Origin of the sequence: Carnobacterium sp. FSL E2-0243 (assembly GCF_038003605.1) — a bacterium.
Lineage (GTDB): Bacteria > Bacillota > Bacilli > Lactobacillales > Carnobacteriaceae > Carnobacterium > Carnobacterium maltaromaticum.
On sequence record NZ_JBBOPM010000001.1, the window covers coordinates 261289 to 287442 of the forward strand.

The 26154-nt window shown below is 36.4% G+C and carries 33 protein-coding genes; 32 read left to right on the forward strand and 1 reads right to left on the reverse strand.

Annotation, left to right across the window (positions count from 1 at the left end; all coding sequences use genetic code 11):
* Positions 1 to 5 precede the first annotated feature (5 nt).
* From MHI00_RS01170 to MHI00_RS01325, 32 genes are all read left to right on the forward strand, one after another.
* Positions 6 to 191 carry a type Z 30S ribosomal protein S14 gene (locus tag MHI00_RS01170; RefSeq protein ID WP_010052071.1) on the forward strand — a complete coding sequence of 62 codons (186 nt, stop codon included), beginning with the start codon at positions 6 to 8 and terminating at the stop codon, positions 189 to 191.
* A 33-nt stretch (positions 192 to 224) separates the two neighbouring features.
* The gene (rpsH, locus tag MHI00_RS01175; protein ID WP_010052072.1) at positions 225 to 623 is read left to right on the forward strand and encodes a 30S ribosomal protein S8; all 399 of its coding nucleotides are present in this window, start codon (positions 225 to 227) and stop codon (positions 621 to 623) included.
* Positions 624 to 654: 31 nt separating this feature from the next.
* Positions 655 to 1191, forward strand: coding sequence for a 50S ribosomal protein L6 (gene rplF, locus MHI00_RS01180; protein ID WP_010052076.1), 537 nt, complete (start codon positions 655 to 657; stop codon positions 1189 to 1191).
* Between the two features lie 120 nt (positions 1192 to 1311).
* Positions 1312 to 1677 (forward strand): 50S ribosomal protein L18, encoded by a 366-nt coding sequence (rplR, locus tag MHI00_RS01185; protein WP_029451410.1) that lies wholly within the window; start codon positions 1312 to 1314, stop codon positions 1675 to 1677.
* A gap of 20 nt (positions 1678 to 1697) precedes the next feature.
* Positions 1698 to 2198: a 30S ribosomal protein S5 gene (gene rpsE / locus MHI00_RS01190; RefSeq protein WP_010052079.1), complete on the forward strand. Its 501-nt coding sequence runs from the start codon at positions 1698 to 1700 to the stop codon at positions 2196 to 2198.
* Positions 2199 to 2215: 17 nt separating this feature from the next.
* A complete protein-coding gene (rpmD, locus tag MHI00_RS01195; protein WP_010052081.1) occupies positions 2216 to 2395 on the forward strand; it encodes a 50S ribosomal protein L30 in 180 nt (59 codons plus the stop codon).
* 42 nt (positions 2396 to 2437) lie between these two features.
* Positions 2438 to 2878: a 50S ribosomal protein L15 gene (rplO, locus tag MHI00_RS01200; protein ID WP_010052083.1), complete on the forward strand. Its 441-nt coding sequence runs from the start codon at positions 2438 to 2440 to the stop codon at positions 2876 to 2878.
* Positions 2878 to 4170 carry a preprotein translocase subunit SecY gene (secY, locus tag MHI00_RS01205; protein WP_010052085.1) on the forward strand — a complete coding sequence of 431 codons (1293 nt, stop codon included), beginning with the start codon at positions 2878 to 2880 and terminating at the stop codon, positions 4168 to 4170. Before rplO ends, secY begins: the two co-directional genes overlap by 1 nt.
* 59 nt (positions 4171 to 4229) lie before the next feature.
* Positions 4230 to 4877, forward strand: coding sequence for an adenylate kinase (locus tag MHI00_RS01210; RefSeq protein WP_010052087.1), 648 nt, complete (start codon positions 4230 to 4232; stop codon positions 4875 to 4877).
* Positions 4878 to 5125: 248 nt separating this feature from the next.
* Positions 5126 to 5344 (forward strand): translation initiation factor IF-1, encoded by a 219-nt coding sequence (gene infA / locus MHI00_RS01215; protein WP_010052088.1) that lies wholly within the window; start codon positions 5126 to 5128, stop codon positions 5342 to 5344.
* Positions 5345 to 5378: 34 nt separating this feature from the next.
* On the forward strand, positions 5379 to 5492 hold the full coding sequence (rpmJ, locus tag MHI00_RS01220; protein ID WP_010052089.1) for a 50S ribosomal protein L36: 114 nt from the start codon (positions 5379 to 5381) through the stop codon (positions 5490 to 5492).
* A gap of 30 nt (positions 5493 to 5522) precedes the next feature.
* A complete protein-coding gene (rpsM, locus tag MHI00_RS01225; RefSeq protein ID WP_010052090.1) occupies positions 5523 to 5888 on the forward strand; it encodes a 30S ribosomal protein S13 in 366 nt (121 codons plus the stop codon).
* Positions 5889 to 5913: 25 nt separating this feature from the next.
* On the forward strand, positions 5914 to 6303 hold the full coding sequence (gene rpsK / locus MHI00_RS01230; protein ID WP_010052091.1) for a 30S ribosomal protein S11: 390 nt from the start codon (positions 5914 to 5916) through the stop codon (positions 6301 to 6303).
* A gap of 73 nt (positions 6304 to 6376) precedes the next feature.
* Positions 6377 to 7321, forward strand: coding sequence for a DNA-directed RNA polymerase subunit alpha (locus MHI00_RS01235; protein WP_010052092.1), 945 nt, complete (start codon positions 6377 to 6379; stop codon positions 7319 to 7321).
* A 27-nt stretch (positions 7322 to 7348) separates the two neighbouring features.
* Complete coding sequence (gene rplQ / locus MHI00_RS01240; protein ID WP_010052093.1) at positions 7349 to 7729, forward strand: 50S ribosomal protein L17; 381 nt, start codon at positions 7349 to 7351, stop codon at positions 7727 to 7729.
* 581 nt (positions 7730 to 8310) lie between these two features.
* Positions 8311 to 9510, forward strand: coding sequence for a hypothetical protein (locus tag MHI00_RS01245; protein ID WP_341110337.1), 1200 nt, complete (start codon positions 8311 to 8313; stop codon positions 9508 to 9510).
* 21 nt (positions 9511 to 9531) lie between these two features.
* On the forward strand, positions 9532 to 10701 hold the full coding sequence (locus MHI00_RS01250) for a M20 family metallopeptidase (protein ID WP_341110339.1): 1170 nt from the start codon (positions 9532 to 9534) through the stop codon (positions 10699 to 10701).
* A gap of 247 nt (positions 10702 to 10948) precedes the next feature.
* Complete coding sequence (locus MHI00_RS01255; protein ID WP_010052098.1) at positions 10949 to 11788, forward strand: energy-coupling factor ABC transporter ATP-binding protein; 840 nt, start codon at positions 10949 to 10951, stop codon at positions 11786 to 11788.
* Entirely contained in the window at positions 11764 to 12645 is an 882-nt protein-coding gene (locus MHI00_RS01260; protein ID WP_187958483.1) for an energy-coupling factor ABC transporter ATP-binding protein, read from the forward strand. The genes MHI00_RS01255 and MHI00_RS01260 overlap by 25 nt, the downstream gene beginning before the upstream one ends.
* Entirely contained in the window at positions 12642 to 13439 is a 798-nt protein-coding gene (locus MHI00_RS01265) for an energy-coupling factor transporter transmembrane component T family protein (RefSeq protein WP_010052101.1), read from the forward strand. The genes MHI00_RS01260 and MHI00_RS01265 overlap by 4 nt, the downstream gene beginning before the upstream one ends.
* Before the next feature lie 74 nt (positions 13440 to 13513).
* Entirely contained in the window at positions 13514 to 14332 is an 819-nt protein-coding gene (truA, locus tag MHI00_RS01270) for a tRNA pseudouridine(38-40) synthase TruA (protein ID WP_135057382.1), read from the forward strand.
* Positions 14322 to 14801 carry a GNAT family N-acetyltransferase gene (locus MHI00_RS01275; protein ID WP_010052104.1) on the forward strand — a complete coding sequence of 160 codons (480 nt, stop codon included), beginning with the start codon at positions 14322 to 14324 and terminating at the stop codon, positions 14799 to 14801. Before truA ends, MHI00_RS01275 begins: the two co-directional genes overlap by 11 nt.
* 176 nt (positions 14802 to 14977) lie before the next feature.
* Positions 14978 to 15421 (forward strand): 50S ribosomal protein L13, encoded by a 444-nt coding sequence (gene rplM, locus MHI00_RS01280; RefSeq protein WP_010052105.1) that lies wholly within the window; start codon positions 14978 to 14980, stop codon positions 15419 to 15421.
* A 13-nt stretch (positions 15422 to 15434) separates the two neighbouring features.
* Positions 15435 to 15827, forward strand: a complete 393-nt coding sequence (rpsI, locus tag MHI00_RS01285; RefSeq protein ID WP_010052106.1) for a 30S ribosomal protein S9 — start codon at positions 15435 to 15437, stop codon at positions 15825 to 15827.
* Positions 15828 to 16001: 174 nt separating this feature from the next.
* The gene (locus tag MHI00_RS01290) at positions 16002 to 16136 is read left to right on the forward strand and encodes a hypothetical protein (protein WP_010052107.1); all 135 of its coding nucleotides are present in this window, start codon (positions 16002 to 16004) and stop codon (positions 16134 to 16136) included.
* A 705-nt stretch (positions 16137 to 16841) separates the two neighbouring features.
* Positions 16842 to 17339, forward strand: a complete 498-nt coding sequence (locus tag MHI00_RS01295; RefSeq protein ID WP_015077744.1) for a hypothetical protein — start codon at positions 16842 to 16844, stop codon at positions 17337 to 17339.
* Between the two features lie 44 nt (positions 17340 to 17383).
* Positions 17384 to 18034, forward strand: coding sequence for a hypothetical protein (locus MHI00_RS01300; protein WP_341110351.1), 651 nt, complete (start codon positions 17384 to 17386; stop codon positions 18032 to 18034).
* Positions 18035 to 18453: 419 nt separating this feature from the next.
* Positions 18454 to 20160, forward strand: a complete 1707-nt coding sequence (locus MHI00_RS01305; protein ID WP_341110353.1) for a metallophosphoesterase family protein — start codon at positions 18454 to 18456, stop codon at positions 20158 to 20160.
* A 172-nt stretch (positions 20161 to 20332) separates the two neighbouring features.
* Positions 20333 to 20632: a hypothetical protein gene (locus tag MHI00_RS01310; protein WP_101703682.1), complete on the forward strand. Its 300-nt coding sequence runs from the start codon at positions 20333 to 20335 to the stop codon at positions 20630 to 20632.
* Between the two features lie 276 nt (positions 20633 to 20908).
* Positions 20909 to 23830, forward strand: a complete 2922-nt coding sequence (locus MHI00_RS01315) for a glycoside hydrolase family 3 protein (RefSeq protein ID WP_229252510.1) — start codon at positions 20909 to 20911, stop codon at positions 23828 to 23830.
* A 200-nt stretch (positions 23831 to 24030) separates the two neighbouring features.
* Positions 24031 to 24414 (forward strand): RidA family protein, encoded by a 384-nt coding sequence (locus MHI00_RS01320; RefSeq protein WP_135057354.1) that lies wholly within the window; start codon positions 24031 to 24033, stop codon positions 24412 to 24414.
* Positions 24415 to 24583: 169 nt separating this feature from the next.
* Positions 24584 to 25567: a tRNA dihydrouridine synthase gene (locus MHI00_RS01325; protein WP_057001680.1), complete on the forward strand. Its 984-nt coding sequence runs from the start codon at positions 24584 to 24586 to the stop codon at positions 25565 to 25567.
* Positions 25568 to 25614: 47 nt separating this feature from the next.
* Here MHI00_RS01325 and MHI00_RS01330 read toward each other — a convergent pair whose 3' ends face one another.
* Complete coding sequence (locus MHI00_RS01330) at positions 25615 to 26004, reverse strand: DUF1801 domain-containing protein (protein ID WP_015077739.1); 390 nt, start codon at positions 26002 to 26004, stop codon at positions 25615 to 25617.
* Positions 26005 to 26154: the final 150 nt, after the last annotated feature.

Genomic DNA, 26154 nt, shown 5'->3' on the forward strand with positions numbered 1-26154 from the left:
ACTACGTGGCTAAAAAATCAATGATTGCTAAAAACAAACGCCCTGCAAAATTCTCAACTCAAGCTTATACGCGTTGTGAACGTTGTGGTCGTCCACATTCAGTTTATCGTAAATTTAAACTTTGCCGTATTTGCTTCCGCGAACTTGCCTATAAAGGACAAATTCCCGGCGTGAAGAAAGCAAGCTGGTAAAACGATACTTGCATAAAGGAGGTAATAAGTACAATGGTCATGACAGATCCGATTGCAGATTTTCTAACACGCATTCGTAATGCGAACATGGTTCGCCACGAATCACTAGAATTACCTGCTTCAAGAATAAAAAAAGATATCGCTGATATCCTTAAACGTGAAGGCTTTATTAAAGATGTTGAATACATCGAAGACGACAAACAAAATGTTATCCGTGTATTCTTAAAATATGGTAAAAACAATGAACGTGTTATCACAGGCTTGAAACGTATTTCTAAACCAGGTTTACGTGTTTATGCTAAAACAGGCGAGGTTCCTAAAGTACTTAACGGACTTGGAATTGCTATCGTTTCAACTTCTGAAGGTGTTATCACTGATAAAGAAGCAAGAGCTAAAAACATTGGCGGAGAAATCTTAGCTTACGTTTGGTAATAATTAAGAATATATAAGGAGGTGCATTGCTGTGAGCCGTATTGGTAAAAAAATAATCACTATTCCTGCAGGCGTAACTGTTACTGAAAATGGTAACGAGATTACTGTTAAAGGACCAAAAGGTGAACTAACTCGCTCTTTCAGCCCTGTCATTACAATGCATACCGAAGGCAACGAAATTACTTTTACTCGTCCTAACGACGACAAAGAAAACCGTGCTTTACATGGTACAATGCGCGCTAACCTAAATAATATGGTTATCGGAGTAACTGAAGGATTTGAAAAAGCTTTAGAATTAATTGGGGTTGGGTACCGTGCGCAATTACAAGGTAAAAAACTTGTATTAAACGTTGGTTACTCACATCCAGTTGAGTTTACACCAGAAGAAGGAATCACTGTAGAAGTTCCTTCAAACACTAGTGTAATCATCAAAGGAGCAAACAAAGAACGCGTTGGCGAATTAGCTGCTAACATTCGCGGAGTACGTCCTCCAGAGCCTTATAAAGGTAAAGGAATTCGTTACGTTGGCGAACATGTTCGTCGTAAAGAAGGTAAAACTGGTAAATAATTTAATCGTTTTTCGGTTAAAGTTTATTACCAACTCTGTAACTGCACATTTGTGTGGTTACAACCCTGCTTAATTCAGCCGGTGAAAGCTTGCTGATTTTCGCAGCACTACTATAAAGAGGTGACAATTGTGATTACGAAACCAGATAAAAATAAAATGCGTCAAAAAAGACACGCACGTGTGCGGTCTAAAATCTCTGGTACTGCAGAGTGCCCACGCTTGAACGTTTTCCGTTCTAATAAAAACATCTACGCACAAGTAATTGATGACGTAGCGGGTGTAACGCTAGCAAGTGCATCTACATTAGACAAAGAAGTAAGTGGCGAATCTAAAGTCGACGCAGCAGCAGCTGTGGGAACATTAGTAGCTAAACGCGCCGTAGAAAAAGGCGTTAAAGAAGTAGTCTTTGACCGTGGTGGTTACCTATACCATGGCCGTGTACAAGCTTTAGCTGAAGCTGCACGCGAAAATGGACTAGAATTTTAGGAAAAGGAGGAACACCATTCATGGTTTATATTGATCCATCACATTTGGAATTAGAAGATCGTGTCGTTGCTATCAACCGCGTAACTAAAGTAGTAAAAGGCGGACGTCGTTTACGTTTTGCTGCATTAGTTGTAGTTGGAGATAGAAATGGTCACGTAGGTTTCGGTACTGGTAAAGCTCAAGAAGTACCTGAAGCTATCCGTAAAGCAATTGAAGATGCTAAAAAGAATCTAATTGAAGTACCAATGGTAGAGTCAACGATTCCTCACGAAGTTATCGGACGCTTTGGCGGCGGAAACATCTTAATGAAACCAGCCGTAGCCGGTTCTGGAGTCAGCGCTGGAGGACCTGTTCGTGCAGTCCTTGAGTTAGCAGGTGTTGCTGATATTACAAGTAAATCTCTTGGCTCAAGCACTCCAATTAACATGGTTCGTGCTACAGTTCAAGGTTTAACTCAATTAAAACGTGTTGAAGAAGTTGCAAAACTTCGCGGCAAATCTGTAGAAGAAATTCTAGGATAAAAGGAGGACATAAGAAAATGGCTAATTTAGAAATTACTTTAAAACGTAGCGTGATCGGACGTCCTCAAAACCAACGTGATACTGTTAAACATTTAGGTTTAACTAAAATTAACAGTACAGTTGTGAAACCTGCTAATGATGCAATCAAAGGTATGGTTAACACTGTTTCACATTTAGTGGACGTAAAAGAAGTTTAATAAAAGAATGAGACTTATTATTGAAGGAGGTGCCCAATCTATATGAAACTTCATGAATTAAAACCTGCAGAGGGTTCTCGTAAAGTACGTAACCGTGTTGGACGAGGAACTTCATCAGGAAATGGTAAAACTTCAGGTCGTGGTCAAAAAGGACAAAACTCACGTTCAGGTGGTGGCGTACGCTTAGGCTTTGAAGGTGGACAAACACCTTTATTCCGTCGTTTACCAAAACGTGGATTTACCAACATTAACCGCAAAGAGTTTGCTATTGTAAACTTAGATACATTAAATCGCTTTGAAGATGGTACAGAGGTAACTCCAGCATTGTTGGTTGAATCTGGAATCATTAAAAATGAAAAATCAGGGATTAAAGTTTTGGGTAACGGTGCAGTTGAAAGAAAACTTACCGTTAAAGCAAGCAAATTTTCCGAAGCAGCAGAAAAAGCTATCGTTGCTGCTGGTGGTTCAATCGAGGTGATCTAATGTTTAAAATGCTCTCAAGTGCTTTAAAAGAGAAGGACATTAGAAACAAAATATTATTTACCTTAGGTGTTTTAATTATTTTTCGTCTAGGAACACATATAACTGTTCCTGGCGTTAACGCTAAAGCAATTTCAGAATTTTCGGATTCAGGAATCTTTAGCATGTTAAACACATTTGGTGGAGGCGCGTTAAGCCAGTACTCCATTTTTGCAATGGGTGTATCACCTTATATCACGTCTTCAATCGTTGTTCAATTATTACAAATGGATATTGTTCCTAAGTTTGTTGAATGGTCGAAACAAGGAGAAGTTGGTCGTAAAAAATTAAATCAAGTAACGAGATACTTAACGATTATCATGGCATTTGTCCAATCAATCGGAATCTCTTACGGGTTTAACGCTTTATCAGGCATGGGTTTAATTAAAAATCCAGGCGCTTCAACTTATCTAAGTATCGCATTAATTCTTACGGCTGGAACAATGTTAGTTATGTGGATGGGTGAACAAATCACTGTTAAGGGATTTGGGAACGGCGTCTCTATGATTATCTTTTCTGGTATTGTGGCACGTGTGCCGGCTGATGTGATGGATTATTATAATGCACAAATCAGAAATGCTGGACCAGACCTTTGGAAAGCAATTTTATTCACCCTTGCTTTAATTGTTGCAATTATCGCAGTTGTGATCTTAGTTGTTTACTTTGAAACAGCAAAACGAAAAATCAAAATCTCTTACTCAAAACGTGCAGCGGCTTCCGACCAAAGCACATTCTTACCATTAAAAATCAACTCTGCTGGTGTTATTCCAGTTATCTTTGCAAGTTCATTTATTGTAACTCCGCAAACGATAATGGGTTTCTTCCGTGGAACACAAGGCGATACGCAATGGTTCCAAATTTTGAGTAACGTTTTTGACTATCAAAAACCAATTGGTGCTGCTTTGTATACATTACTAATTGTTGTCTTTACTTTCTTCTATGCATTCATTCAAGTGAATCCAGAGAAAGTTGCTGAAAACTTACAAAAACAAGGTGGCTATATTCCAAGTGTGCGTCCTGGTAAAGGGACTGAGGACTATATTTCAAGTGTATTAATGCGTTTGAGTACAGTCGGAGCAGTATATTTAGGATTAATTGCTTTACTTCCAATTGTAGCGGGAATTCTTTGGAATCTACCACAATCTATCGGTCTTGGCGGAACTAGTCTACTTATTGTAGTCGGTGTTGCGTTAGAATCAACTAGACAATTAGAAGGACAAATGATTAAGCGTAGTTATCTAGGCTTTATACAATAAGAAAGTAGTGTTGAGGGATTTCCTTCAGCACTCATTCTTACATTTAAGGAGGAAAAATGATGAATCTCATTTTAATGGGTCTTCCTGGTGCTGGTAAAGGAACACAAGCTGAGCAAATTGTGGATACTTATAAAATTCCACACATTTCAACAGGGGATATGTTTCGTGCCGCAATCAAAAATGAAACGGCCTTAGGTCTTGAAGCGAAAGCGTATATGGATAAAGGCAATTTGGTACCAGATGAAGTAACAAACGGGATTGTAAAAGAACGTTTAGCTGAGGCTGATACTGACAATGGTTTCTTACTAGATGGGTTCCCAAGAACTTTGAACCAAGCAGAAGCTTTGGAACAAATTTTGACTGAACTTGGTAAGAAAATCGATGCCGTTATTAACATTCACGTTGATAAAGACATTTTGATGGAACGCTTAACAGGCCGCATCATCTGTCGTACGTGTGGAGCGACTTATCATAAAGTCTTTAACCCACCGACAGTTGCTGGAACTTGTGATCGCTGTGGCGGACATGACTTCTATCAACGAGAAGATGACAAACCTGAAACAGTTGAAAATAGAATTAACGTTAACCTTGAGTTAACACAACCTTTGTTAGACTTTTATGAAGCACGCCAGGTATTGAACACTGTTAAAGGTGATCAAGATATTCAGGATGTTTTCAAAGAAGTACAAGCAATTATTGCAAAATAAAATAGCAAGTCACTCTTTTATTACGAATGATGCCTCGTTTCCAAAGAAATTATTCGCGAGGAAAAGCGGTTGTCTAACGAGGGACTTGTCACTAATTTAATTTTATGTTACAATATTCGAGGTCTTGGCTTTTAAAAGGCCAGAGTTTGTGATAGAATTAGTAGGTTAAGTGTAAAAATTGTGGGGGCTAAGGTTCTCGCTAGGTTTATCGCATTTAATTGCGAAACAATTTTAAGGAGGTACTAGGCGTGGCTAAAGACGATGTCATTGAAATTGAAGGAACAGTCGTTGAAACTTTGCCGAATGCAATGTTTAAAGTGGAACTTGAAAATGGCCATGTTGTATTGGCACATGTTTCAGGAAAAATCCGTATGCACTACATTCGTATTTTACCTGGAGACAAAGTAACAGTAGAATTGTCACCGTATGATTTAACCCGCGGTCGCATTACCTATCGCTTTAAATAATTGTACTCCGTCAATAAAATGGGAGGTATAGTTCATGAAAGTAAGACCATCAGTAAAACCAATTTGTGAAAAATGCAAAGTTATCCGTCGTAACGGGCGTGTTATGGTGATTTGTGAAAATCCTAAACACAAACAACGCCAAGGATAATAATTAACTATAACAGGAGGTGTAATTGTAATGGCTCGTATATCAGGAGTTGATATTCCGCGTGACAAACGTGTAGTAATATCTTTAACTTATATTTATGGAATCGGTAAAAACACAGCAATCAAAATTTTGAAAGCTGCAGACGTATCAGAAGAAATTCGCGTACGTGAATTAACAAATGATCAATTAGATCGCATCCGTGCTGAGATTGACTCAATTAAAGTTGAAGGGGATCTTCGTCGTGAAGTAAACCTAAACATTAAACGTTTAATCGAAATCGGATCATACCGAGGCATGCGCCACCGCCGTGGTTTACCAGTTCGTGGACAAAACACGAAAAACAACGCGCGCACTCGCAAAGGCCCAGCTAGAACAGTTGCAGGCAAGAAAAAATAATTAATAAGTAAGGAGGTAACACTTCATGGCAGGAAAAAAAGTTGTACGTAAACGTCGTGTGAAAAAGAATGTAGAAGTTGGGATAGCTCATATCCGTTCTACTTTCAATAATACAATTGTAATGATTACTGATGCGCATGGTAATGCAATTTCATGGTCTTCAGCAGGAGCATTAGGCTTCCGCGGTTCTAAGAAATCTACACCATTTGCTGCTCAATTAGCTGCAGAAACTGCTGCTAAAGCATGTATGGAACATGGTATGAAAACAGTTGAAGTTGCTGTTAAAGGTCCTGGTTCAGGACGTGAAGCTGCAATCCGTTCATTACAAGCTACTGGTTTAGAAGTTACAGCAATTCGTGACGTAACTCCAGTTCCTCATAATGGATGCCGCCCTCCAAAACGCCGTCGTGTTTAATTGAGAGCTGCTACATTATGCTTGTTTGCACTCAGTAACATGAACTTAACGTTTTGAAAGGGGTATATAGAGAATGATCGAAATTGAAAAACCAAGAATTAATACGATTGAGATCAGCGATGATGCCAAATTTGGTAAATTCGTTGTAGAGCCACTTGAACGCGGTTATGGTACTACGTTAGGGAATTCTCTACGTCGTATTTTGTTGTCTTCTCTTCCAGGAGCAGCAGTAACTACTATTCAAATCGATGGTGTGTTACACGAATTTTCAACAATCGATGGGGTTGTAGAAGATGTGACATCAATCATTTTGAATATTAAAAAACTTGCACTCAAGTTATATTCTGGTGAAGATAAAACGATTGAAATCGATGTGAAAGGTCCAGCGGTAGTTACAGCAGCCGATATCACTTATGATAGCGATGTTGAAATCTTAAACCCTGACTTATACATTTGTACCGTAGCTGAAGGCGCACGTTTCCACGTACGTTTAACTGCGAAACAAGGTAGAGGTTATGCAAGAGCTGAACATAATAAACACGATGATATGCCAATTGGCGTATTACCAGTCGACTCGATTTACACCCCAGTTAGTCGTGTGAACTATCAAGTAGAAAATACTCGAGTGGGTCAAAAAGATAATTTTGATAAATTAACACTTGATGTATGGGCAGATGGTTCTATTAGCCCAGAAGACGCTGTGAGTTTAGCAGCAAAAATTTTAACAGAGCATTTAGATATCTTCGTAAATCTATCTGACGAAGCTCGCAAAGTGGAAATCATGGTAGAAAAAGAAGAGACTCATAAAGAAAAAATGCTTGAGATGACAATTGAAGAATTGGATCTATCTGTACGTTCATACAATTGTTTGAAACGTGCTGGTATTAATTCAGTTCAAGAATTGACTGATAAATCTGAAGCAGAAATGATTAAAGTACGTAATCTAGGTCGTAAGTCACTTGAAGAAGTGAAATTTAAACTAGCTGAGCTAAGTTTAGGTTTACGTCAAGACGATTAGTACCGTACCGAAGGAGGAAAAATCAGAATGGGTTACCGTAAATTAGGACGCACAAGTTCTCAACGTAAAGCAATGTTACGTGATTTAACGACTGACTTAATCATTAACGAACGTATTGTTACAACTGAAGCTCGCGCTAAAGAGATTCGTTCTACTACTGAGAAAATGATTACTTTAGGTAAACGTGGCGATTTACACGCACGTCGTCAAGCCGCTAGTTTTGTTCGTAACGAAACTGCTGCAATTAAAGAAGATGGCGATAAAATCGTTGTTGAATCTGCTTTACAAAAATTATTTAGTGATATCGCACCTCGTTACGCTGAGCGTCAAGGTGGATACACACGTATTATGAAAACTGAACCTCGCCGCGGAGACGCTGCACCAATGGTTATCATTGAATTGGTTTAATTTTTCAAAATAAAAATTGATTCACTTTTGGATGTGTGCAAAGAGTGTTACGATGATGGAAATTTATTTCCAAGTCTAGCTCGAAACTTCTCCTGGAACTTCGCTTTCAGGAGAGGTAAATTCATCAAATGTGATTTTTTTTTGTCGAAAAGGAATTATTTCTATCAACATATATTTGTTGATAGAAATAGTTCTTTTTTATTTGCAATCAAAGATTAGGCTTTAATTGCAAATCCAGCTATTTTTTTGATTGAATGCAAGAATGCTTCAACTAGCAGCTAATTATAGCGATGATGAATGCCAATTGATTAATGATTTTTTAGGTCAAGCCATTGACGTTCTTGATCATGAACTACAAACTGACTAACTTTTCACTAAAGAGACATGGGATGCTATTGCTCCTAGGTCTCTTTTTTATTCGCATATGAACCAAGAGGAAATGCTGGTCGCAAGTTTCATACTTAGAAATAAACCGAAAATACAAAACATTCATTATATATCGTTGCATATTTATTGAATTTTTAGTACACTGTTAATACATCAGAATATTCTGATAATAAAAAAAGAAATGAGGAATGTTTATGTCGCAAATGGCTGCCTTTACGTTATTGATGGGAATTTTATACATAGGAGACGTGGTGTCAACTAGAACCAAAGCTTCAGTATCATCAGTATTTGTCTGTGCTGTTTTATTTATCATTGGGTATTGGACGGTATTTCCTAAGAATATTGTGGAAATCGCAGGGATTCCAAGTATTGTTGCAACGTTACTGATGTATTTGTTGATTACAAATATGGGTACACTTTTATCTATCAATGAGCTAATTAAGCAATGGAAAACGATAGTAATCACATTGTCAGGAATTGCAGGTATAGTGATTTTATTGCTCACCATTGGAACGCTTATTTTTGATTTGGAAACAGTGTTAGTTGCTATTCCACCATTAGTAGGAGGTGTGGTATCGTCCTTAATTATGTCGGAAGCTGCTCAAACGGCTGGCTTAACCTCTTTATCAATTCTAGCTATTTTAATTTATGTGATGCAAGGTTTTGCTGGGTATCCACTGACATCGATTATGCTGAAAAAAGAAGGTAAACATATGCTTGAGAAGTACCGCAAAGGAGAATGGATACCTGATAATCAAAAAGAGGGATCTAAAAAACAAGAAGAATTAGATACGCCAAAGTTATTTACTAAAATTCCTAAAGCCTATCATACAGACTTCTCACGTTTTTTCAGATTAGGCTTAGTTGGAATGTTGGCCTATTATGTTTCAGTTTGGTGTAGCCCATTCGTGACGATTAGTCCGTTTGTTTTATGTTTACTGTTTGGTGTGATTGCAAGTAGTATGGGTTTTTTAGAAAAACAGCCTTTACAAAAAGCCAATGGATTTGGTTTTGCCATCATGGGCTTGATGTTGTTTATCTTTGATGGATTAAAGAATGCCACGCCAGATATGATAAAAAAGTTAGCAGTTCCAATGATTGGCATTATTGTAATTGGTGTAATAGGCATGTATATTTTTTCTGGGATTGTTGGGAAATTATTAGGAGTCAGTAAAGAGATGGCTTTTGCAGTTTCACTAACAGCATTATATGGATTTCCAGCTGACTATATTATTACAAATGAAGTCATTAAAGCTTTGACTGATGACAAGGACGAACAAGAAGCTTTAACTAGCCATATGTTGCCACCGATGTTAGTAGCAGGATTTGTGACAGTTACAATTGTGTCGGTTATCTTGGCTGGAATTTTCTCAAGTATTTTAATAAATTTATAAAAGAATAGGGGTTAAGAGAAGATGAATAAATTAAAACAACAAATTAATAAATATGAAGCAGAAATGATTGCTTTTAGAAGAGATTTACATCAACATCCAGAATTGCAATGGGAAGAGTTTAGAACGACTCAAAAAGTAGCTGATGCATTAGATTTATTAGACATCCCATATCGCAAAACTGAGCCAACAGGTTTGATTGCTGAACTAGTTGGTGGTAAGCCAGGTGAAACTGTAGCATTGCGTGCTGATATGGACGCTCTGCCTGTTCAAGAACTAAATCAGAACCTAGACTATAAATCTTTAGAAGACGGGAAAATGCATGCTTGTGGCCATGATGCTCATACGGCAATGTTATTAACGGCTGCAAAAGCACTAAAAGAGTTACAGCCTGAAATCCACGGAACAGTCCGCTTTATTTTTCAGCCATCGGAAGAAAATGCTAAGGGAGCTAAAGCTATGGTGCAACAAGGTGCGGTCGAAGGTGTTGATAATGTTTTTGGAATTCACATTTGGTCGCAAATGCCAACAGGTAAAGCTTCTTGTGTGGTCGGATCTAGTTTTGCTTCTGCAGATATTTTTACAGTTGATATTAAAGGGCAAGGTGGTCACGGTGCTATGCCCCATGATTGTGTCGATGCAGCAGTTGTTGCTTCTGCATTTGTAATGAATATTCAAGCGATTGTTGCAAGAGAAACTGATCCGTTAGATCCGGTTGTTGTGACGATTGGTAAGATGGATGTTGGCACACGGTTCAATGTGATTGCTGAAAATGCGCGTTTAGAAGGAACCGTGCGTTGTTTTAGCGTAGAAACTAGAAGTCGCGTTCAAAAAGCGATTGAGCGCTATGCTGAGCATGTTGCAGCAAGTTATGGAGCGACAGCGACAGTGAATTATGAGTATGGCACATTGCCAGTTGTTAATGGTGAAACGGATGCTTTATTCGCTCAGCAGGTGATTCGTGAGCATTTAGGGGAAGATGTATTGATGCATGAACGACCAACTACTGGCGGTGAAGATTTTAGTTATTTTACAGAGAATACAAAAGGTTGTTTTGCTCTAGTTGGATGTGGAAATGCTGAAAAAGATACCCAGTGGGCACATCATCATGGGCGTTTTAATGTTGATGAAGCGGCCATGAAGATAGGGGCAGAATTGTATGCGCAATATGCGTATAATTATTTAAATCAATAAAGTTGAAATCAAAAAAGGTAGAAGATGTTGAATTATTCGCACATCTTTTGCCTTTTTATCTACTTTAATAACAAGAAAGAAAATTTAATTAGCGTTCAAATCAATTTTTAGACCTTTCAATTTCATGTTTAAAGCGGTATAATTAAACGTAAAATATGTTTAATGAAAGCGCGTAGTTATTGTATTTTAGTCGCGTTTTTGGTAGTCTTAGAGAAATTGAATTGAAAAGAACGCGGAGGTTTGCTCAGTGGAGAAAATCATTAAATTAGATGACATTTCATATAAATATCACCCCAACGAAGAGGTAGAAGCATTAAAAAACGTATCCCTTTCAATTGAAAAAGGCGAATGGGTTGCGATTATCGGTCATAATGGTTCAGGTAAATCAACTTTGGCTAAAACAATCAACGGTTTGCTGGCACCAACAAATGGAACGGTAACGGTTGGGAATCAACTTTTAACCGAAGAAACAGTTTGGGATGTTCGTCGCATGGTTGGAATGGTATTTCAAAATCCAGACAATCAATTTGTCGGTTCAACAGTCCAGGACGACGTGGCTTTTGGTTTAGAAAATAGTGGTGTTCCTCGTGATGAAATGGTCAAACGAGTTACCGACGCTATTGATAAGGTCAAAATGTCTGATTTTATTGAAAAAGAGCCGGCTCGACTTTCTGGTGGTCAAAAACAACGTGTTGCGATTGCAGGGGTTGTGGCTTTACGACCTGATATTATCATTTTGGATGAAGCAACAAGTATGCTAGATCCTCAAGGTAGACAAGAAGTTTTGGCGACGGTTAAAGCGATTAAAGAAGAAGAAAATTTAACTGTCATTTCAATTACTCATGATATTGATGAAGCCGCTAGTGCTAATCGTATTCTAGTGATGAAAAACGGTCAGTTGATTAGAGAAGGAACGCCACAAGAGATTTTTTCTTTCGGTGATGAATTAATTGAAATGGGACTGGATTTACCTTTCCCTGAAAAATTAAAAAGTGCATTAAAAAAACGTAACATTGATGTACCTAAAGACTATTTAACTGAGGAAGGGATGGTGGATTGGCTATGGACATTACTTTCGAAAAAGTAGGCTATACCTACCAAAAAGGCACACCTTTCCAAAATAAAGCTCTCTATGATATTGATTTAGAAATTAAAACAGGGAGTTTTACAGCATTAGTGGGGCATACAGGTAGTGGGAAATCGACTATCTTACAACATTTAAATGCTTTAATGAAGCCAACTGAAGGCAAAGTTACGATTGGTGATCGTGAAATACTTCCTGAAACTAATAATAAAAATCTTAAAGGCATTCGTAAAAAAGTTGGGATTGTTTTCCAATTTCCAGAAGCTCAATTATTTGAAGAGACGGTTGAGAAAGATATTTGCTTTGGCCCGATGAATTTCGGCGTGCCAGAAGAGGATGCGAAAGTCTTAGCTAAAGAAATGCTAACTCTCGTGGGCTTAGACGAGACATATCTAGAACGTTCACCATTTGACTTGTCAGGTGGGCAAATGCGTCGTGTGGCGATTGCAGGGGTATTAGCGATGGAGCCAGAAGTCTTAGTGCTTGATGAGCCGACAGCTGGTCTTGATCCAAAAGGTCGGAAAGATATGATGGAGATGTTCCATCAATTGTATGTTACAAAAGGTCTAACGATTGTTTTGGTTACTCATCAAATGGATGATGTTGCCGACTATGCGGATCAAATGATCGTTCTAGAAGGTGGAACAATTGTTAAAAAAGGACTACCAACTGAGATTTTCAAAGAAACTGAATGGCTAGAAGAAAAACAACTTGGTGTTCCAACCGCAGTTTCTTTTGGCAATTTATTAAAAGAGAAAAAAGGAATTGATTTAGGCGAGTTGCCAATCACGACTGAAATTTTGGCAGATTTACTTGTTGCCGAAATTGAAAAAGCCAGTAAAGCAGGTGCAGCACAATGATGGATAAACTGATTTTTGGACGCTATATCCCTGGTGATTCTTTCGTTCATAAGCTCGATCCTCGCGTTAAATTATTGGCGAGTTTTTACTTTATTGGAATTATTTTCTTAGCAAATAATTGGCAAAGCTATCTATTCTTGTTTGCCTTTACCTTATTCTCGATTGCTATGTCAAAAATAAAATTCAAATTTTTTATTAATGGTGTCAAACCGTTAATTTGGCTAATTTTATTTACTGTTATTTTACAAGTCCTCTTTAGTAGAGGTGGAGAAGTTTACTTTGAGTGGGGCATTTTAGTCGTATCCTCGGGAGGATTGAAAAATGGACTCTTCATTTTCTGTCGTTTTGTGTTAATTATTTTTATGTCAACATTACTAACATTAACCACAGCGCCTTTATCTTTAACCGATGCGATTGAATATTTATTACGCCCACTAAAAGTGATTAAGTTTCCAGTTCATGAAATTGCCTTAATGTTATCAATTGCTTTACGTTTTGTACCAACGTTGATGGATGAAACGGAGAAAATCATGAATGCACAACGAGCCCGTGGTGTTGATTTCGGAGAAGGAAATGTTTTCCAACAAATGAAATCAATCGTCCCATTGCTTGTTCCGCTATTTGTTAGCTCCTTTAACCGAGCAGAAGAATTGGCAACAGCGATGGAAGCTAGAGGTTATCAAGGCGGGGAAGGTCGGACAAAATACCGTTTATTAAAATGGGAATTAACCGATTCAACTGTCATTATAGCTTATGCAATCGTAACGGTTGCCCTTGTGTATTTACGCAGCTAAATGCTACTAAAAAGTTATTTCGTGATGAAATAACTTTTTTAGTCTGAACAAACAGATAGGAGTTTAAGCATAAAATGACTACAACCCGCTATAAAGTGACTATTCAGTATGATGGAACCAACTATTCTGGGTTTCAAATTCAACCTAAAGACAGAACCGTCCAAGGTGATATTGAAAAAGCCTTAAAGACCATGACTAAAGGAATCGCGATTAAGCTGCAAGCTTCAGGTAGAACCGATGCAGGAGTCCATGCTTTGGGACAGGTGATCCATTATGACTATCCAGCCATGATTCCGCCAGAACGGATGCAACAAGCCTTAAACAGCCTGACAACTGATGAAATTGCGATTGTAAAAGTAGAAATTGTTGATGAGACTTTCCATGCCCGCTATTTCACGGCAGAAAAGACCTATCAGTACCGAGTAAATACAAATCAAGTTGTCGATCCATTTAGACGGAACTATGCGCTTCACCATCCCTATCCGGTTCATTTAGATGATTTAAAAGCTGCTTTAACGGATATTGTTGGCGAGCATGATTTTTCTAGTTTTTGCGCCGTGAAAAGCGGACGTGAAAATAAAGTTCGAACCATTTATGAAGCTGATGTTACTTGGAATGAAGCTACAGGAGACTTAATTTTTACCTTTAGAGGAAATGGATTCTTATATAACATGGTTCGGATACTGATTGGTACATTATTGCAAATTGCCAATGGTAGACGACCTGTACATGACTTAGCTCGAATTATCGAAGCTAAAGATCGACAACAAGCCGGACCGACAGCATCACCATCCGGTTTATATTTACTAAAAGTGACATACAAGTCACAAGCAGAGATCCAACAGATTTTAAAAGAGAGTGAACAATGGAGGCGCGAAAATAATGGGGATTGAGATTAGATTAAATCAAGTTGAGGACTACGTTGGGTTAATGGAAATTGAAAATAGCGTCTGGAACGATGAAAATACACCCTTTGTCCATGTGTATGAAAATGTGATTGAGTATCAATTACGTTATCCAGTTGGCAGTATGCTCGTGGCAGTTGACGGCAAAGAAGTATTGGGTTTAGTCAACTTTAACAACCCAAGTCCGTTAGCAGCTCATAGTGAAACTTGGTTATTGGGAATCGGAGTAGCTAGCCAAGCACAAGGTCGTGGTGTTGGTCAGAAGTTACTGGAAGCCTTAAAAGCCAAAGCACGCGAGGAAGGGATTCATAAACTTTCCTTGCGTGTGATGGGAACTAACATAGGTGCGCAACGTTTTTACTTACGCAACGGCTTTGAAATCGAAGGCAATTTAAAAGAAGAATTTAAAATTGGAGACAAATACGTCGACGATATATTTATGGGCATTATTTTATAAAAAAATTGTCTGAGCAAGCAGATAAAAACCGGGATTTATTTGAAAAAAACACGATTTTTTATTGACAAATCGTCAAAAAAACGATATTATGTTAGATGGTATTGTTTGCCCCACGATGAGCCCCGGAAACTTATTGTGCATTCAAACAAACAGATAAGAATATGGAGGAAAAAAACGTGCGTACAACTTATATGGCAAAACCAAACGAAGTAGAACGTAAATGGTACGTAGTAGACGCAACTGATATTCCATTGGGACGTCTTTCAACTACAGTAGCAACCATTTTACGTGGCAAAAATAAACCAACTTTCACACCTAATGTAGATACAGGTGATTTCGTGATCGTTATTAATGCAGACAAAATTAAATTAACAGGTAAAAAAGCAACTGATAAAATTTATTATCACCATTCAGGATTCCAAGGTGGTTTGAAACAAGTATCAGCTGGTGAATTACGTGCAACGAATTCTCGTAGATTGATTGAAACCTCTGTAAAAGGTATGCTTCCAAAGAATACTTTAGGTCGTAAACAATATATGAAATTAAACGTTTACGGTGGTTCTGAACATGAACATCAAGCACAAAAACCAGAATTTTTGGATATTACAAACCTAATTTAAGGAGGGAATTTCATTGGCACAAGTACAATATACCGGCACAGGCCGTCGTAAAAACTCAACTGCTCGCGTACGTTTAGTACCTGGAACAGGTAAAATCATCATGAACAAAAAAGATATTAACGAATATATTCCATTTCCATATTTACACGAGGTAGTTAAACAACCTCTTGCAACTACGGAAACTTTAGGAAGCTACGATATCTATGTTAACGTTAATGGCGGAGGATTCACTGGACAAGCAGGAGCTGCTCGTCACGGAATCGCTCGTGCATTATTACAAGTTGACCCAGATTTCCGCGCTCCTCTTAAAGCAGCTGGACTATTAACACGTGACCCTCGTATGAAGGAACGTAAAAAACCAGGTCTTAAGAAAGCCCGTAAAGCTTCACAATTCTCAAAACGTTAATTATTGGAATCGTTACTGGAGCCGTTTCGAATTTATTCGATTACGAGTACCATTCCATTCAATTACACTATTTCGGACGTTTCGCACGATTATGTTGCGAAACGTCTTTTTTTATTGAAATAGAATACAGTAAATATAGTTAAAAAGCGAATATGAACAAAGGTGGTAAGAAGAATGAATGCAAAAGATAAAGCAAAAATGTTAGAAATCATCAAAAATAAACAATCTGGCGGAAGATCTAAACAAATGGCTCCTCCAAAAAATGATCAAAAAAATATGCGTAAAGGTCCAAAGATTTATAATAAATAGAAACGTTTAGAGCACTGATTTTTATTGGTGCTTTTTTATTTTGCGTAGAAGTACATATAGTGATAGTTTTGTAGTACTGAAAAATAATAAAGAAAAAGAATGTAGAACCTAAAAAATGAATTTTACGAGATTCTTGTATTGCGCTATTTCGAGAATAGCATAAGTTGTTATAGTCTAAATAGTATTATTTCAGATTTTTAAGTTTAGTAGTATTGTTTGTATCTATAAATAAGCAACGAATTTTTAAAGTGGTTCTATACAACTTGTTTGACTGTCTGCTCTTTAAAGGGTGTCATATAGAATAGTCTAATATATTTTATTTTTATCCAAAGTAATTATTCCATAAATAGCATAATAACTGTATTTTATCATTAGTGCTTTCTTATTTTAAAACCGAAAAAAAAGTACAGTTGGAACGACAAAGATTAACAGTTAGTAGAATCAAATTCTTTTATAATAGACTTTGTAAGTAACCGTAAACTCCTTGTTATATCCCTTATGTAACCTCTAACTTTATATTCAGAGCAAATAGTTATTAGTCTGAGTAATTCCAGAGAGATTTGCTACATTCTATACTAGTTAGAATTTTGCAAAATGAGCCTTATAAACTTAAGGAAAAAGGAAATAAAAGAAAGGAGAAGTCGAATTGAAGAAGTAGTTGAGGCAAGTGATTAAAATTTTAGTAAGAGAAAGAAGGAAATAGTTATGAAAAAAGCGGCTTTAATAACCTATGAAGAACAAGCAAAAGCGTATGAAGCGATGTCAGTGCTAAAACAATTAGGTAAAACAAATAGTTTTGGACTAAAAGAAGTAGCTGTTGTGCAAAAAAGTCATGATGGAACAAAGTTTAGTATTAAAGATAGCCTAGACTATGAAAGCGGGAAACGTATTGCAACAGGCAGTATTATCGGGATGATTGTTGGTATTTTAGGAGGTCCTTTAGGCGTATTATGTGGCTGGATTGTTGGGGATCTAGCAGGTATGGGCATAAATTATGTGAAGTCTAAAAAAGAAATTACTGTCTTTGATAAAATTGCAGAAAGCTTAGCTCCTGATGAAGCTGGATTACTGATTTTAATGAATGAAACTAATGAAGATTTATTAAATACAATGGTTGTAGAAAAATTAGATGGAAAAATTGAGAGATTTGATTATGAAGAAGTAAAAAAAGATGTAGAGATGGCCAAAAAACATTTAAGTTAAAAGAATTTAATCATCAAATAAACAAAAAATTAGGAGGATTTATTATGAACTTTAAAACATTAAAACTACCATTGATTACTTTAGGTGCAGTACTTGTCCTTGGGGCATGCGGCAAAACAGATAAAGCTGAAATCGTAAATGACTCAGAAACAGAAACAACTTACTCAGATTCTTCAGGAGAGGTGATAGAAGTTAAAGGAACGTTAAAAGATGATGGTTACTTTAAAGAACTCGTTACAGATGGAATTAACCCGAAAGTTAAAGACACTATTTCATACGAAACAGACTACAAAAATTCAGATTGGGACGATACAACTTTAGATATTGAGCATGTTAGAATTGTCAGTGTAGCTGATTTCAAAGATAGAGATGATATGGCTTATAAAGAATTACTTTCTTTTAAATATAAATTAACAAATGAAGGTTCTGATGATAAACATATTACACCAGATAATGCTGTTCTTATATTAAAAGATGGCACAGAAGTTGATGCAAAAGTATTCATGAACTATTGGGATGATGAAGTTTTAACTAAAAATGAACATAAAGATGGATTTCTTTATTTTAAAGTGAAAGATGAAGAAGCATTAAAAGAAATCGCTAGTGTGAAATTGACATTTAAAGCAAAGGATAGTGCTGATGAAGAGATAACACATGCTTACACAGTTGATTTACCTTTAGAAGCAGCAAAATAGAACTAAATTTTAATTTATACAAAAAAGTTAAGGAATCTTAGATTCTTTGACTTTTTTGTATTATGCCATTCAAGTACACTAATTGGGACGTTTTCCACGATTATGGTGCGGACCGCTTTCTTATTGAATCATAATTCGGTAAAGACTTTAAAAGACGAATATAAACAAAAGTGTTGAGAATAAACAATCTTGGGTAAGGTGAAGCAATAAGGTTCACCAAAAATGACCAAAAGAATATAGATAATGAATTTTTTTGATGTATTAATTTTAACTGGCTAAAATTATACTATTTTTCTTTACTAGTAGATAATAGTATAAAGTAGGGAACCTGAACATGTTATAATGAGTCTATTAAATATGGGGAAATAAAATAAATATAGTTACTCATTATCTATATAGGACGAGGTGCTTAAATAAAAATGAATAAAAATCCTTTAGTCGGGAGCAAACACAATCCACTTTTGCCGCTGAATACTGAAATTACATTGCCTTCAGAACTAGCTGCTCGTTTTGAGCTTTATCCAGAAAATAGACGAAGACCTGTTAACAAAACACTATTTAGAAATGATTATTTTCAATTGTGCTATAACATGAAAGAAAATTCTATGGCTGTATCATCAAGAGGCGATCTCGTTTATTCAGCGATTCCTTATGATACTGCTAGAAACTATATTCAACGTGCGGCGATTCAATACTTGCTTCATCCGGAAGAGGCCCGTCGGTATATTGAATCTCATAAGGTTAATTTAGAAACATACCTTGTTGAAAGTATTTTTCAAGTGACTAAAAAACGACCTGCTAAGAATTCATTTGAAGTTACTCAAGCGTATAATGCAATATTTCAAAATCCGTTATTTGAAATTCAAATTCTAGGTCGGTTATTGCAACATGATGACACAGGTGCGCTTTCTGCCAATCTTGCAGGGAAGTTTTTATTTAGTGAAAATGTAAAAACAGGAATAGCTGGATATGTTTCAGAATATCTTAACTTTGTTATTCAGTGTACGAGCTCTTTACCGATAACCACGGATGGAAAAGAGATACAACTGTTAGACTCAAATGTACAAGAGGGTATTCTGTCTAAACAAAATATGAATACAGAATTAGCTTTTGATTCAGATATTAATCAAGCTTTAGATTTACTACCTCAAGAAGTAAAACAACAGATCGAAAGTTCAATGGCTATTGCTAAAAAGACTATACCTACCAATAATAAGGTGCTTTTACGTTCAGAATATGGTAAAGAATTATCGGAGGTTAGAAATAAATATGTTGCCCACAGTATTCAGCCAAAAGAAATAGAACACCATTTTGAAAATGTTCATAAGACAGAAAATCGAAACTTGGTAAATGTAGTTTCGGATGTTCATGCGCTGGTTGGGAAACTTCCGTTCATTAATGAGAACTTTAATATCTTAGTAGGTGATGCTTCTGATTCTCGTGTAACAAATAAATCAATTGAGGGAATTTATGTTATTGGAAATCACGATTTGCTAGATGTATTGCCAACGAATGACAATCTAAAGAATAGGCAATGGGACAAGTGGACACCATTTTTCAAAAACAAATGGTTTGAGCAGCTCTTAGAGAATCCAGATGAGTCATGGTATTTATTACCTACTGGTGACCATACCTATTATGACATCGTAAAAGTAGAACTTGAAAAACGTTTCCCTAAAATAACGGTGCTAAACAATAGTAGTGTAATCCATAATGGAATTCGCTATATAGGGTTAACCATTCCGGTTGTCTTAGTAAAAAGGAAACAGGAGCAACAAAAATTTATTCTTAAGTGGTTAAATAAGCTACTAAATAACGATTATGATACACCAACAGTCATAGTTTCACACGCACCTCTCTTTAATGAGCTTAGTATGCTTTCACCAAAGAGTAAAGCGTACAATAAAGACTATGGTTGCTCGGAACCGAAAATCGAAAAATTAGTTGAAGAATACAATATAATTGGAGCTATCCACGGCCATCACCATATACCAGCATCTTCAGACCGATATAAAATCATGAAATTTGCAGGAAAAGAACTATTTGTTGTGTGTTCAATTTATTCTAAAATGAACACAGGCTATGAATTGATGAATCTGCTTCCTCTTCAGTCATTGAATAACTGAAATAGGGTGTTACATTTTATAATTTATTTTGAAGGGACATTTTTTTTTAAGAAACTGTTCCTTCATTATCTATATAATGAAATGAAAGGTCTTGATTAAAATTTATAATGGAGTATTATGAAAGGGTATACATTGATATACTTAATTATAAAAAGCAAAAGGAGAGAGTGTCATGATTAAAGTTATTCCTAAAGCAGTAAAGGTAGAAAATATAGCCAATATCTTAAAAATAGAGTTTGATAATGGAAAAACGAAATACTTAAAATCCCATTATGTTAAGGAGATGTCAGAAGCTCTTTCACCAAGCAAAGGAAAAGGAAAAAGAGCAAATGTATTAGCTATGTCAAGCAATATGTGGTTAGGCTCGACATTCACTATAGAAGATGATGGTACAATCTGGATGAATGAAAAGGATAAGTACTCTCCAGAGGAATTGTGGGAAAATGCTTCAGATAGTATCCCTCAAATTTAAAGGGTTATGTTAAATACATTTACCCGTTATTTCTATTAAATTTCCAGAGTAAAACGGAAGGTTAAGTTTAACTAAACAACCCAAGCAAAAGAGTCCACTTCACAAAAAGAAGGGGCTTTTTTTATACCCTCTTTCCATAGACCTCTCTAATTTCAAACAAGTTATGAATGAAAGTGTACAGTTTAAGAAGGTAGCGTTTTCAATAAACCTATGGCTAGCTATACTGAAATTGTTAGTAAAGCAACTGATAGCTAGACAAATTTAGGAGGGAACGCTGTGAAAAAATTTAAAATGAATAAAAAGAAGTGGGCAATCTTAGGGATCTGGATTGCAATTGTCGGAGGTATCTATCTTTATTTGCTTAATCATGGCAAAGCTAGTGGGGACAATCCGTCATTTGGGATTAATGTTCAATTTTTAGTTGGTTGGATTACGAAAATAATCATTCTATTAAGTATCTCCTTAATTGCCTATTCGATATACAGAATTGTTAAAATTCGCAAGACAAGAAAATTCTTGTATGTATTATCTTCATTATTACTAGGTATCTTGATTATCTTTAATTTAGCGGTAAATCAATATGCAATGATTATTAATACTTATTTTTCGGCTTCACAAATTAATCAGTCGGAAGTGAAAAAAACAACAGAACAAGCTATGGCCTTAACGGAGAAAATAGAAGGTGAAGGTGCTGTTCTTTTAGAAAACAAAAATGAAGTTTTGCCGTTACAAAATCAGAAAGTTAATGTCTTTGGCTATGCTTCTCGTAATGTTGTCTATGGCGGAACAGGTTCTGGCGGTGGTAAAGAAGACAATAATGTTGATTTACAACAAGGCCTAAAAAATGCAGGCTTCCAAGTAAACGATCAGCTAACGACTTTTTATGATGATCGCTATGTGCCTCGTGAAAAAGTCAATATTCATAAACTAGTCGGTGGTGATTTTAATATTCATGAGCCAAAAGCGAGTGAGTATAGTGAGTCGTTACTAACCTCTGCTAAAGAATTTAGTGACACTGCACTAGTTGTTTTTTCTAGAAATAGTGGTGAAGGTGCTGATATTACCAATGAAATGAAAGGTTATGCAGGCGGAACTGCCGGAAAGCATTACCTAGAACTTTCAGATGATGAAGCAGCGACACTCGATTTAGTGAAAGAAAATTTCGATAAAGTCGTGGTGATTCTTAATTCATCGTTCCCAATGGAATTAGGTTTCTTGGATGATGAAAAAATTGCTGGAGCACTTTGGATTGGTGGGCCAGGTTCGGTTGGATTTAATGCAGTTGGAGAAATTTTAGCTGGAGAGATTAATCCATCAGGACGCTTAGTGGATACTTATGCCTATGATGAAACCAGTGCGCCTTCATTTAATAATATTGGTGAGTTCCCTTACTCTAATTCTGAATTTGACTACGAAAAAGATACATGGCATTACAAATATGTCAATTATGCAGAATCAATCTATGTAGGCTATCGTTACTATGAAACGCGTTATATTGATAACCAAACAGGTAAAATGGATGAAGCTGCGTATGAAAAAGCGGTTCAATATCCATTTGGTTATGGATTATCCTATACGAATTTTAAACAAGAAATTACAAATTTCAAAGTAGATGGTAATGAGGCTAAAATGACCGTTAAAGTAACAAATACGGGTAAAAAGGCTGGGAAAGATGTCGTACAATTGTATTATACGCCGCCCTACACAATTGGTGGAATTGAAAAATCTCACGTAGTCTTGTCTGGATTTGCAAAGACACAAGAATTAGCACCAAATCAATCTGAAGAAGTTAATCTTTCTTTTGATGTTGAAAATATGGCAAGTTATGATGAGAAACAAAACAAAGCCTATGTTCTTGAAAAAGGAAATTATGAAATTAAATTGATGAACAATTCTCATGATGTTATTGACTCAAAAAATTATGAAGTCGCTAAAGATATCGTCTTCGATCAAGAAAATAAACGTGAGAGTGATCAACTTTCAGCTACTAATCAATTTGAAGATGCCAAAGGCGATGTTCAGTATTTATCACGTTGGAATTGGGAAGAAACGATGCCAAAAGAAATGGCACAACCTAAAGAAGCCTCTAAAGAATTATTGAAGGCTTTGAAAGATCAAAGTGTGAATGAAGGAAAAGCAGATCCAATCAAATTTAAAAAACATGGTCTGGAATTGTATGATCTAAAAGGTGTTGACTATGATGATCCGAAATGGGATCAATTATTGGAACAATTGTCTGTCAAAGATATGGAAAACCTAATTACCTATGGTGGGTTCCAAACGCCAGCAATTAATTCAGTCAAGAAACCAGCAACAATTGATGCAGATGGACCGGCTGGAATTAATCATTTAGTCAGTCAAGCCCACGGGAATCAATACACAAGTGAGGTCGTTGTAGCTTCTACCTGGAATACAGAGTTGGTTGAAGAGATGGGAGCAGCTCTTGGAAAAGAAGCCAAAGCATCAAATATTACAGGACTCTATCTGCCTGGGGTTAATATTCACCGCTCTCCATTTGGTGGACGTAACTTTGAGTATTACTCTGAAGATGCCTTACTATCTGGGAAAATTGGTTCAAGCCTATCTAAGGGTGCAATGGATCAAGGTAGCTATGTCTTCATGAAGCATTTTGCGATGTATGATCAAGAAACGCGCAGATATGAATTTCCAACAGGGGCAGCAACTTGGTCAACGGAACAAGCGATGAGAGAAGTTTTCTTGAAGCCGTTTGAAATTGCTGTCAAAGACTCAGGTATTACAGGAATCATGTCTTCTTATAATCGAATTGGACCTAAATGGGTTGGCGAAAGTGAAGCTCTTTTACAAAATGTCTTGCGAGATGAGTGGGGCTTTAGAGGAACAGTTATTTCAGATTTCTATAAACCACAATATATGAATGTTGATCAAGGGTTAAGTGCTGGAAATGATTTAGTTCTGTACTTGTTGCCAACGAAACTAAACAATGTTACAACGGATACTGATTGGGGTCAACAAAATATGCGTAAAGCTAGCCACAATATTCTATATACGGTGGTAAATAGTCACGCATATGAAGTTGCAGAAACGAATGTTCCAAATTGGATTTACTTGCTTGTTACAATTAATATTGCCGTTTTCACTTTCCTACTGTTTTGTTTTACAAAAACAACTCATCGGAAAAAACCAGCAAGAAAATTTAAGCTTTTTACTAAAAAATAAAGTACTTCCATAGAAGAGATTGAGATCAGAAATTCTCTTTTATCCTAAGAAACAACTTAGAAAACTCAGAATTACTGAGCTCTGCTAAGTTGTTTCTTTTTATCTGAATACTTTATCAACACTGATTTGTTCAATATGGAAATCTTCCAATAGCCAATAGGATTATGCTATGATAAGAGTAAAAGAAGGGGGAGTCTTTGATGGGCAGAAAAATTTATACGGGAAAAAATGTGGGAGCATCTGGTCCGTATTCGCATGTTGTTGATGCTGGAGAGTATTTGTTTTTTTCAGGTCAAACGGCTTACAATGCTATTGGGTACAATGGCGAAAAATACGATATTGCGACACAAACGCAAAAATGTTTTAATCACCTAAGCGATGTGATGGCGGAAGCAAATGTTACGTTAGATGATGTAGTTAAAGTCAATGTTTATTTGACAAGTATGAAGTATTTTGATGAAATGAATGCTGTCTATAAAGAACTATTTAAGCATCCATTTCCAGCAAGGACTTGTGTTGCTGTTTTAGAATTGCCTTTAGAAGCAGATATTGAAATTGAGTGTACTGTAAAGAGACAAGCCTGATAGCGCGTATTGTAAGAAAATAGACAGGCTATTGCAGAAAAGATTTCATCAACAAAGATAAAGGTACATGTAAAAAGCAAATCTTACCTTTGATTTTTTGGAGAATTCTTAGTATAATAACTATGCTTTTTCCAAAAGTAACAGAGAGTAAGGAAATGGAGATTATACAATGACAACTAATTTTTGGGCAGAACTACCAAAGCCCTTTTTTATTTTAGCACCGATGGAAGATGTGACGGATGTCGTTTTTCGCCATGTGATTAAAGAAGCAGGTTCGCCAGATGTATTTTTTACTGAGTTTACAAATTCGGATAGCTATTGTCATCCAGATGGTATAGAGAGCGTGCGTGGTCGCTTAGTATTTACTGAAGATGAGCAGCCAGTAGTAGCGCATATTTGGGGCGATAAGCCAGAATTTTTCCGGGAAATGAGTCTTGGTTTAGCAAAAATGGGTTTTAAGGGTATTGATATCAATATGGGCTGTCCAGTTCCTAACGTAGCAGGTCGTGGGAAAGGCAGCGGTCTTATTTTGCGACCAGAAGTAGCAGCTGAATTAATTGCAGCAGCCAAAACTGGTGGTATCCCTGTCAGTGTAAAAACACGTATCGGTTACAAAGAGATAAGTGAAATGGAAAACTGGATTACTCACTTGCTCAAGCAAGATATTGCGAATTTATCGATTCATTTACGGACGAGGGATGAGATGAGTAAAGTTGATGCTCATTGGGAAATTATTCCGCAAATCATGGCAATTCGTGATCGAATTGCGCCTCAAACGCTCATTACGATTAATGGAGATATTCCAGACAGAGAGACTGGATTGAAACTTGCCGAGCAATATGGTGTGGATGGGATTATGATTGGTCGAGGTATATTTAAAAATCCATATGCTTTTGAAAAAGAGCCAAGAGAACACACTTCACAAGAGTTGCTAGGATTATTACATTTGCAGCTTGATTTACAAGATAAGTACGCTGAGCTGGTTCCACGTTCAATTGTGGGATTGCATCGTTTCTTTAAAATTTATGTTAAAGGCTTTCCTGGTGCAAGTGAATTACGGGTTAAATTAATGAACACTAAATCGACGGAACAAGTTCGACAAATTTTAGCTGATTTTGATGCCGCTAAAGCAACTGATTCTTTGCTAGAGTGATAAACTAAAAGGATTGACTACCGATTTTCGGTGATCAATCCTTTTTATTAACTAGAATGGTAAGTTAGCCCCATTTGAATACATAATTTGAGATCGTTGATAGGTAATGGCTTCGTTGGGTCCATAACAATAGCTCGGTTTTTAGAAAAAACTAAAGTGTCTGTAAATAATTCTCTAAATTGTTCAATCAAGGTTGTTTGGCAATGGAAGAAAAGAGCAATTTTAGTCTCTTCAAAAATCCCAATTCGTATGGGCGTCCCAGCTTTTGCTGTATAGGTGGGCTGATTCCACTTTAAATTCTCAACCAATTTCTCATGTGGTGTTAGTTCTGCACTTGTGTCGATAATTAATTGGCGAATAGTTAAAAGTGCTTCTTTGCATTGGGGTGAGTATTGGTTGAAAACTGCTTTAACTTCGCTACTTTCAAAAGGTGTCATGGTCATTCTCCTTTATACGATTTTTTATCTAGAGTAAGTATCTCATAAATAACTGGACAATAGTATGTCAGCATTTATAATTTCCAATCAAAAATAGCTTAAAAGAAAAATCTTTTGCTGTTAAGAGTTGTAAAGTATCAAACTTTGGAT

What these genes read in the sequence shown, in the direction of transcription:
- MHI00_RS01260 (WP_187958483.1), top strand. Translation starts at nt 11,764, where the DNA reads ATGGACATTACTTTCGAAAAAGTAGGCTATACCTACCAAAAAGGCACA.
- MHI00_RS01275 (WP_010052104.1), top strand. Translation starts at nt 14,322, where the DNA reads ATGGGGATTGAGATTAGATTAAATCAAGTTGAGGACTACGTTGGGTTA.
- MHI00_RS01245 (WP_341110337.1), top strand. Translation starts at nt 8,311, where the DNA reads ATGTCGCAAATGGCTGCCTTTACGTTATTGATGGGAATTTTATACATA.
- MHI00_RS01295 (WP_015077744.1), top strand. Translation starts at nt 16,842, where the DNA reads ATGAAAAAAGCGGCTTTAATAACCTATGAAGAACAAGCAAAAGCGTAT.
- MHI00_RS01300 (WP_341110351.1), top strand. Translation starts at nt 17,384, where the DNA reads ATGAACTTTAAAACATTAAAACTACCATTGATTACTTTAGGTGCAGTA.
- rplQ (WP_010052093.1), top strand. Translation starts at nt 7,349, where the DNA reads ATGGGTTACCGTAAATTAGGACGCACAAGTTCTCAACGTAAAGCAATG.
- MHI00_RS01305 (WP_341110353.1), top strand. Translation starts at nt 18,454, where the DNA reads ATGAATAAAAATCCTTTAGTCGGGAGCAAACACAATCCACTTTTGCCG.
- secY (WP_010052085.1), top strand. Translation starts at nt 2,878, where the DNA reads ATGTTTAAAATGCTCTCAAGTGCTTTAAAAGAGAAGGACATTAGAAAC.
- rplO (WP_010052083.1), top strand. Translation starts at nt 2,438, where the DNA reads ATGAAACTTCATGAATTAAAACCTGCAGAGGGTTCTCGTAAAGTACGT.
- MHI00_RS01330 (WP_015077739.1), bottom strand. Translation starts at nt 26,004, where the DNA reads ATGACACCTTTTGAAAGTAGCGAAGTTAAAGCAGTTTTCAACCAATAC.
- rpmD (WP_010052081.1), top strand. Translation starts at nt 2,216, where the DNA reads ATGGCTAATTTAGAAATTACTTTAAAACGTAGCGTGATCGGACGTCCT.
- rpsH (WP_010052072.1), top strand. Translation starts at nt 225, where the DNA reads ATGGTCATGACAGATCCGATTGCAGATTTTCTAACACGCATTCGTAAT.
- truA (WP_135057382.1), top strand. Translation starts at nt 13,514, where the DNA reads ATGACTACAACCCGCTATAAAGTGACTATTCAGTATGATGGAACCAAC.
- MHI00_RS01325 (WP_057001680.1), top strand. Translation starts at nt 24,584, where the DNA reads ATGACAACTAATTTTTGGGCAGAACTACCAAAGCCCTTTTTTATTTTA.
- rpsE (WP_010052079.1), top strand. Translation starts at nt 1,698, where the DNA reads ATGGTTTATATTGATCCATCACATTTGGAATTAGAAGATCGTGTCGTT.
- rpsM (WP_010052090.1), top strand. Translation starts at nt 5,523, where the DNA reads ATGGCTCGTATATCAGGAGTTGATATTCCGCGTGACAAACGTGTAGTA.
- MHI00_RS01290 (WP_010052107.1), top strand. Translation starts at nt 16,002, where the DNA reads ATGAATGCAAAAGATAAAGCAAAAATGTTAGAAATCATCAAAAATAAA.
- MHI00_RS01235 (WP_010052092.1), top strand. Translation starts at nt 6,377, where the DNA reads ATGATCGAAATTGAAAAACCAAGAATTAATACGATTGAGATCAGCGAT.
- MHI00_RS01250 (WP_341110339.1), top strand. Translation starts at nt 9,532, where the DNA reads ATGAATAAATTAAAACAACAAATTAATAAATATGAAGCAGAAATGATT.
- MHI00_RS01320 (WP_135057354.1), top strand. Translation starts at nt 24,031, where the DNA reads ATGGGCAGAAAAATTTATACGGGAAAAAATGTGGGAGCATCTGGTCCG.
- rpsK (WP_010052091.1), top strand. Translation starts at nt 5,914, where the DNA reads ATGGCAGGAAAAAAAGTTGTACGTAAACGTCGTGTGAAAAAGAATGTA.
- MHI00_RS01210 (WP_010052087.1), top strand. Translation starts at nt 4,230, where the DNA reads ATGAATCTCATTTTAATGGGTCTTCCTGGTGCTGGTAAAGGAACACAA.
- MHI00_RS01265 (WP_010052101.1), top strand. Translation starts at nt 12,642, where the DNA reads ATGATGGATAAACTGATTTTTGGACGCTATATCCCTGGTGATTCTTTC.
- rpmJ (WP_010052089.1), top strand. Translation starts at nt 5,379, where the DNA reads ATGAAAGTAAGACCATCAGTAAAACCAATTTGTGAAAAATGCAAAGTT.
- MHI00_RS01310 (WP_101703682.1), top strand. Translation starts at nt 20,333, where the DNA reads ATGATTAAAGTTATTCCTAAAGCAGTAAAGGTAGAAAATATAGCCAAT.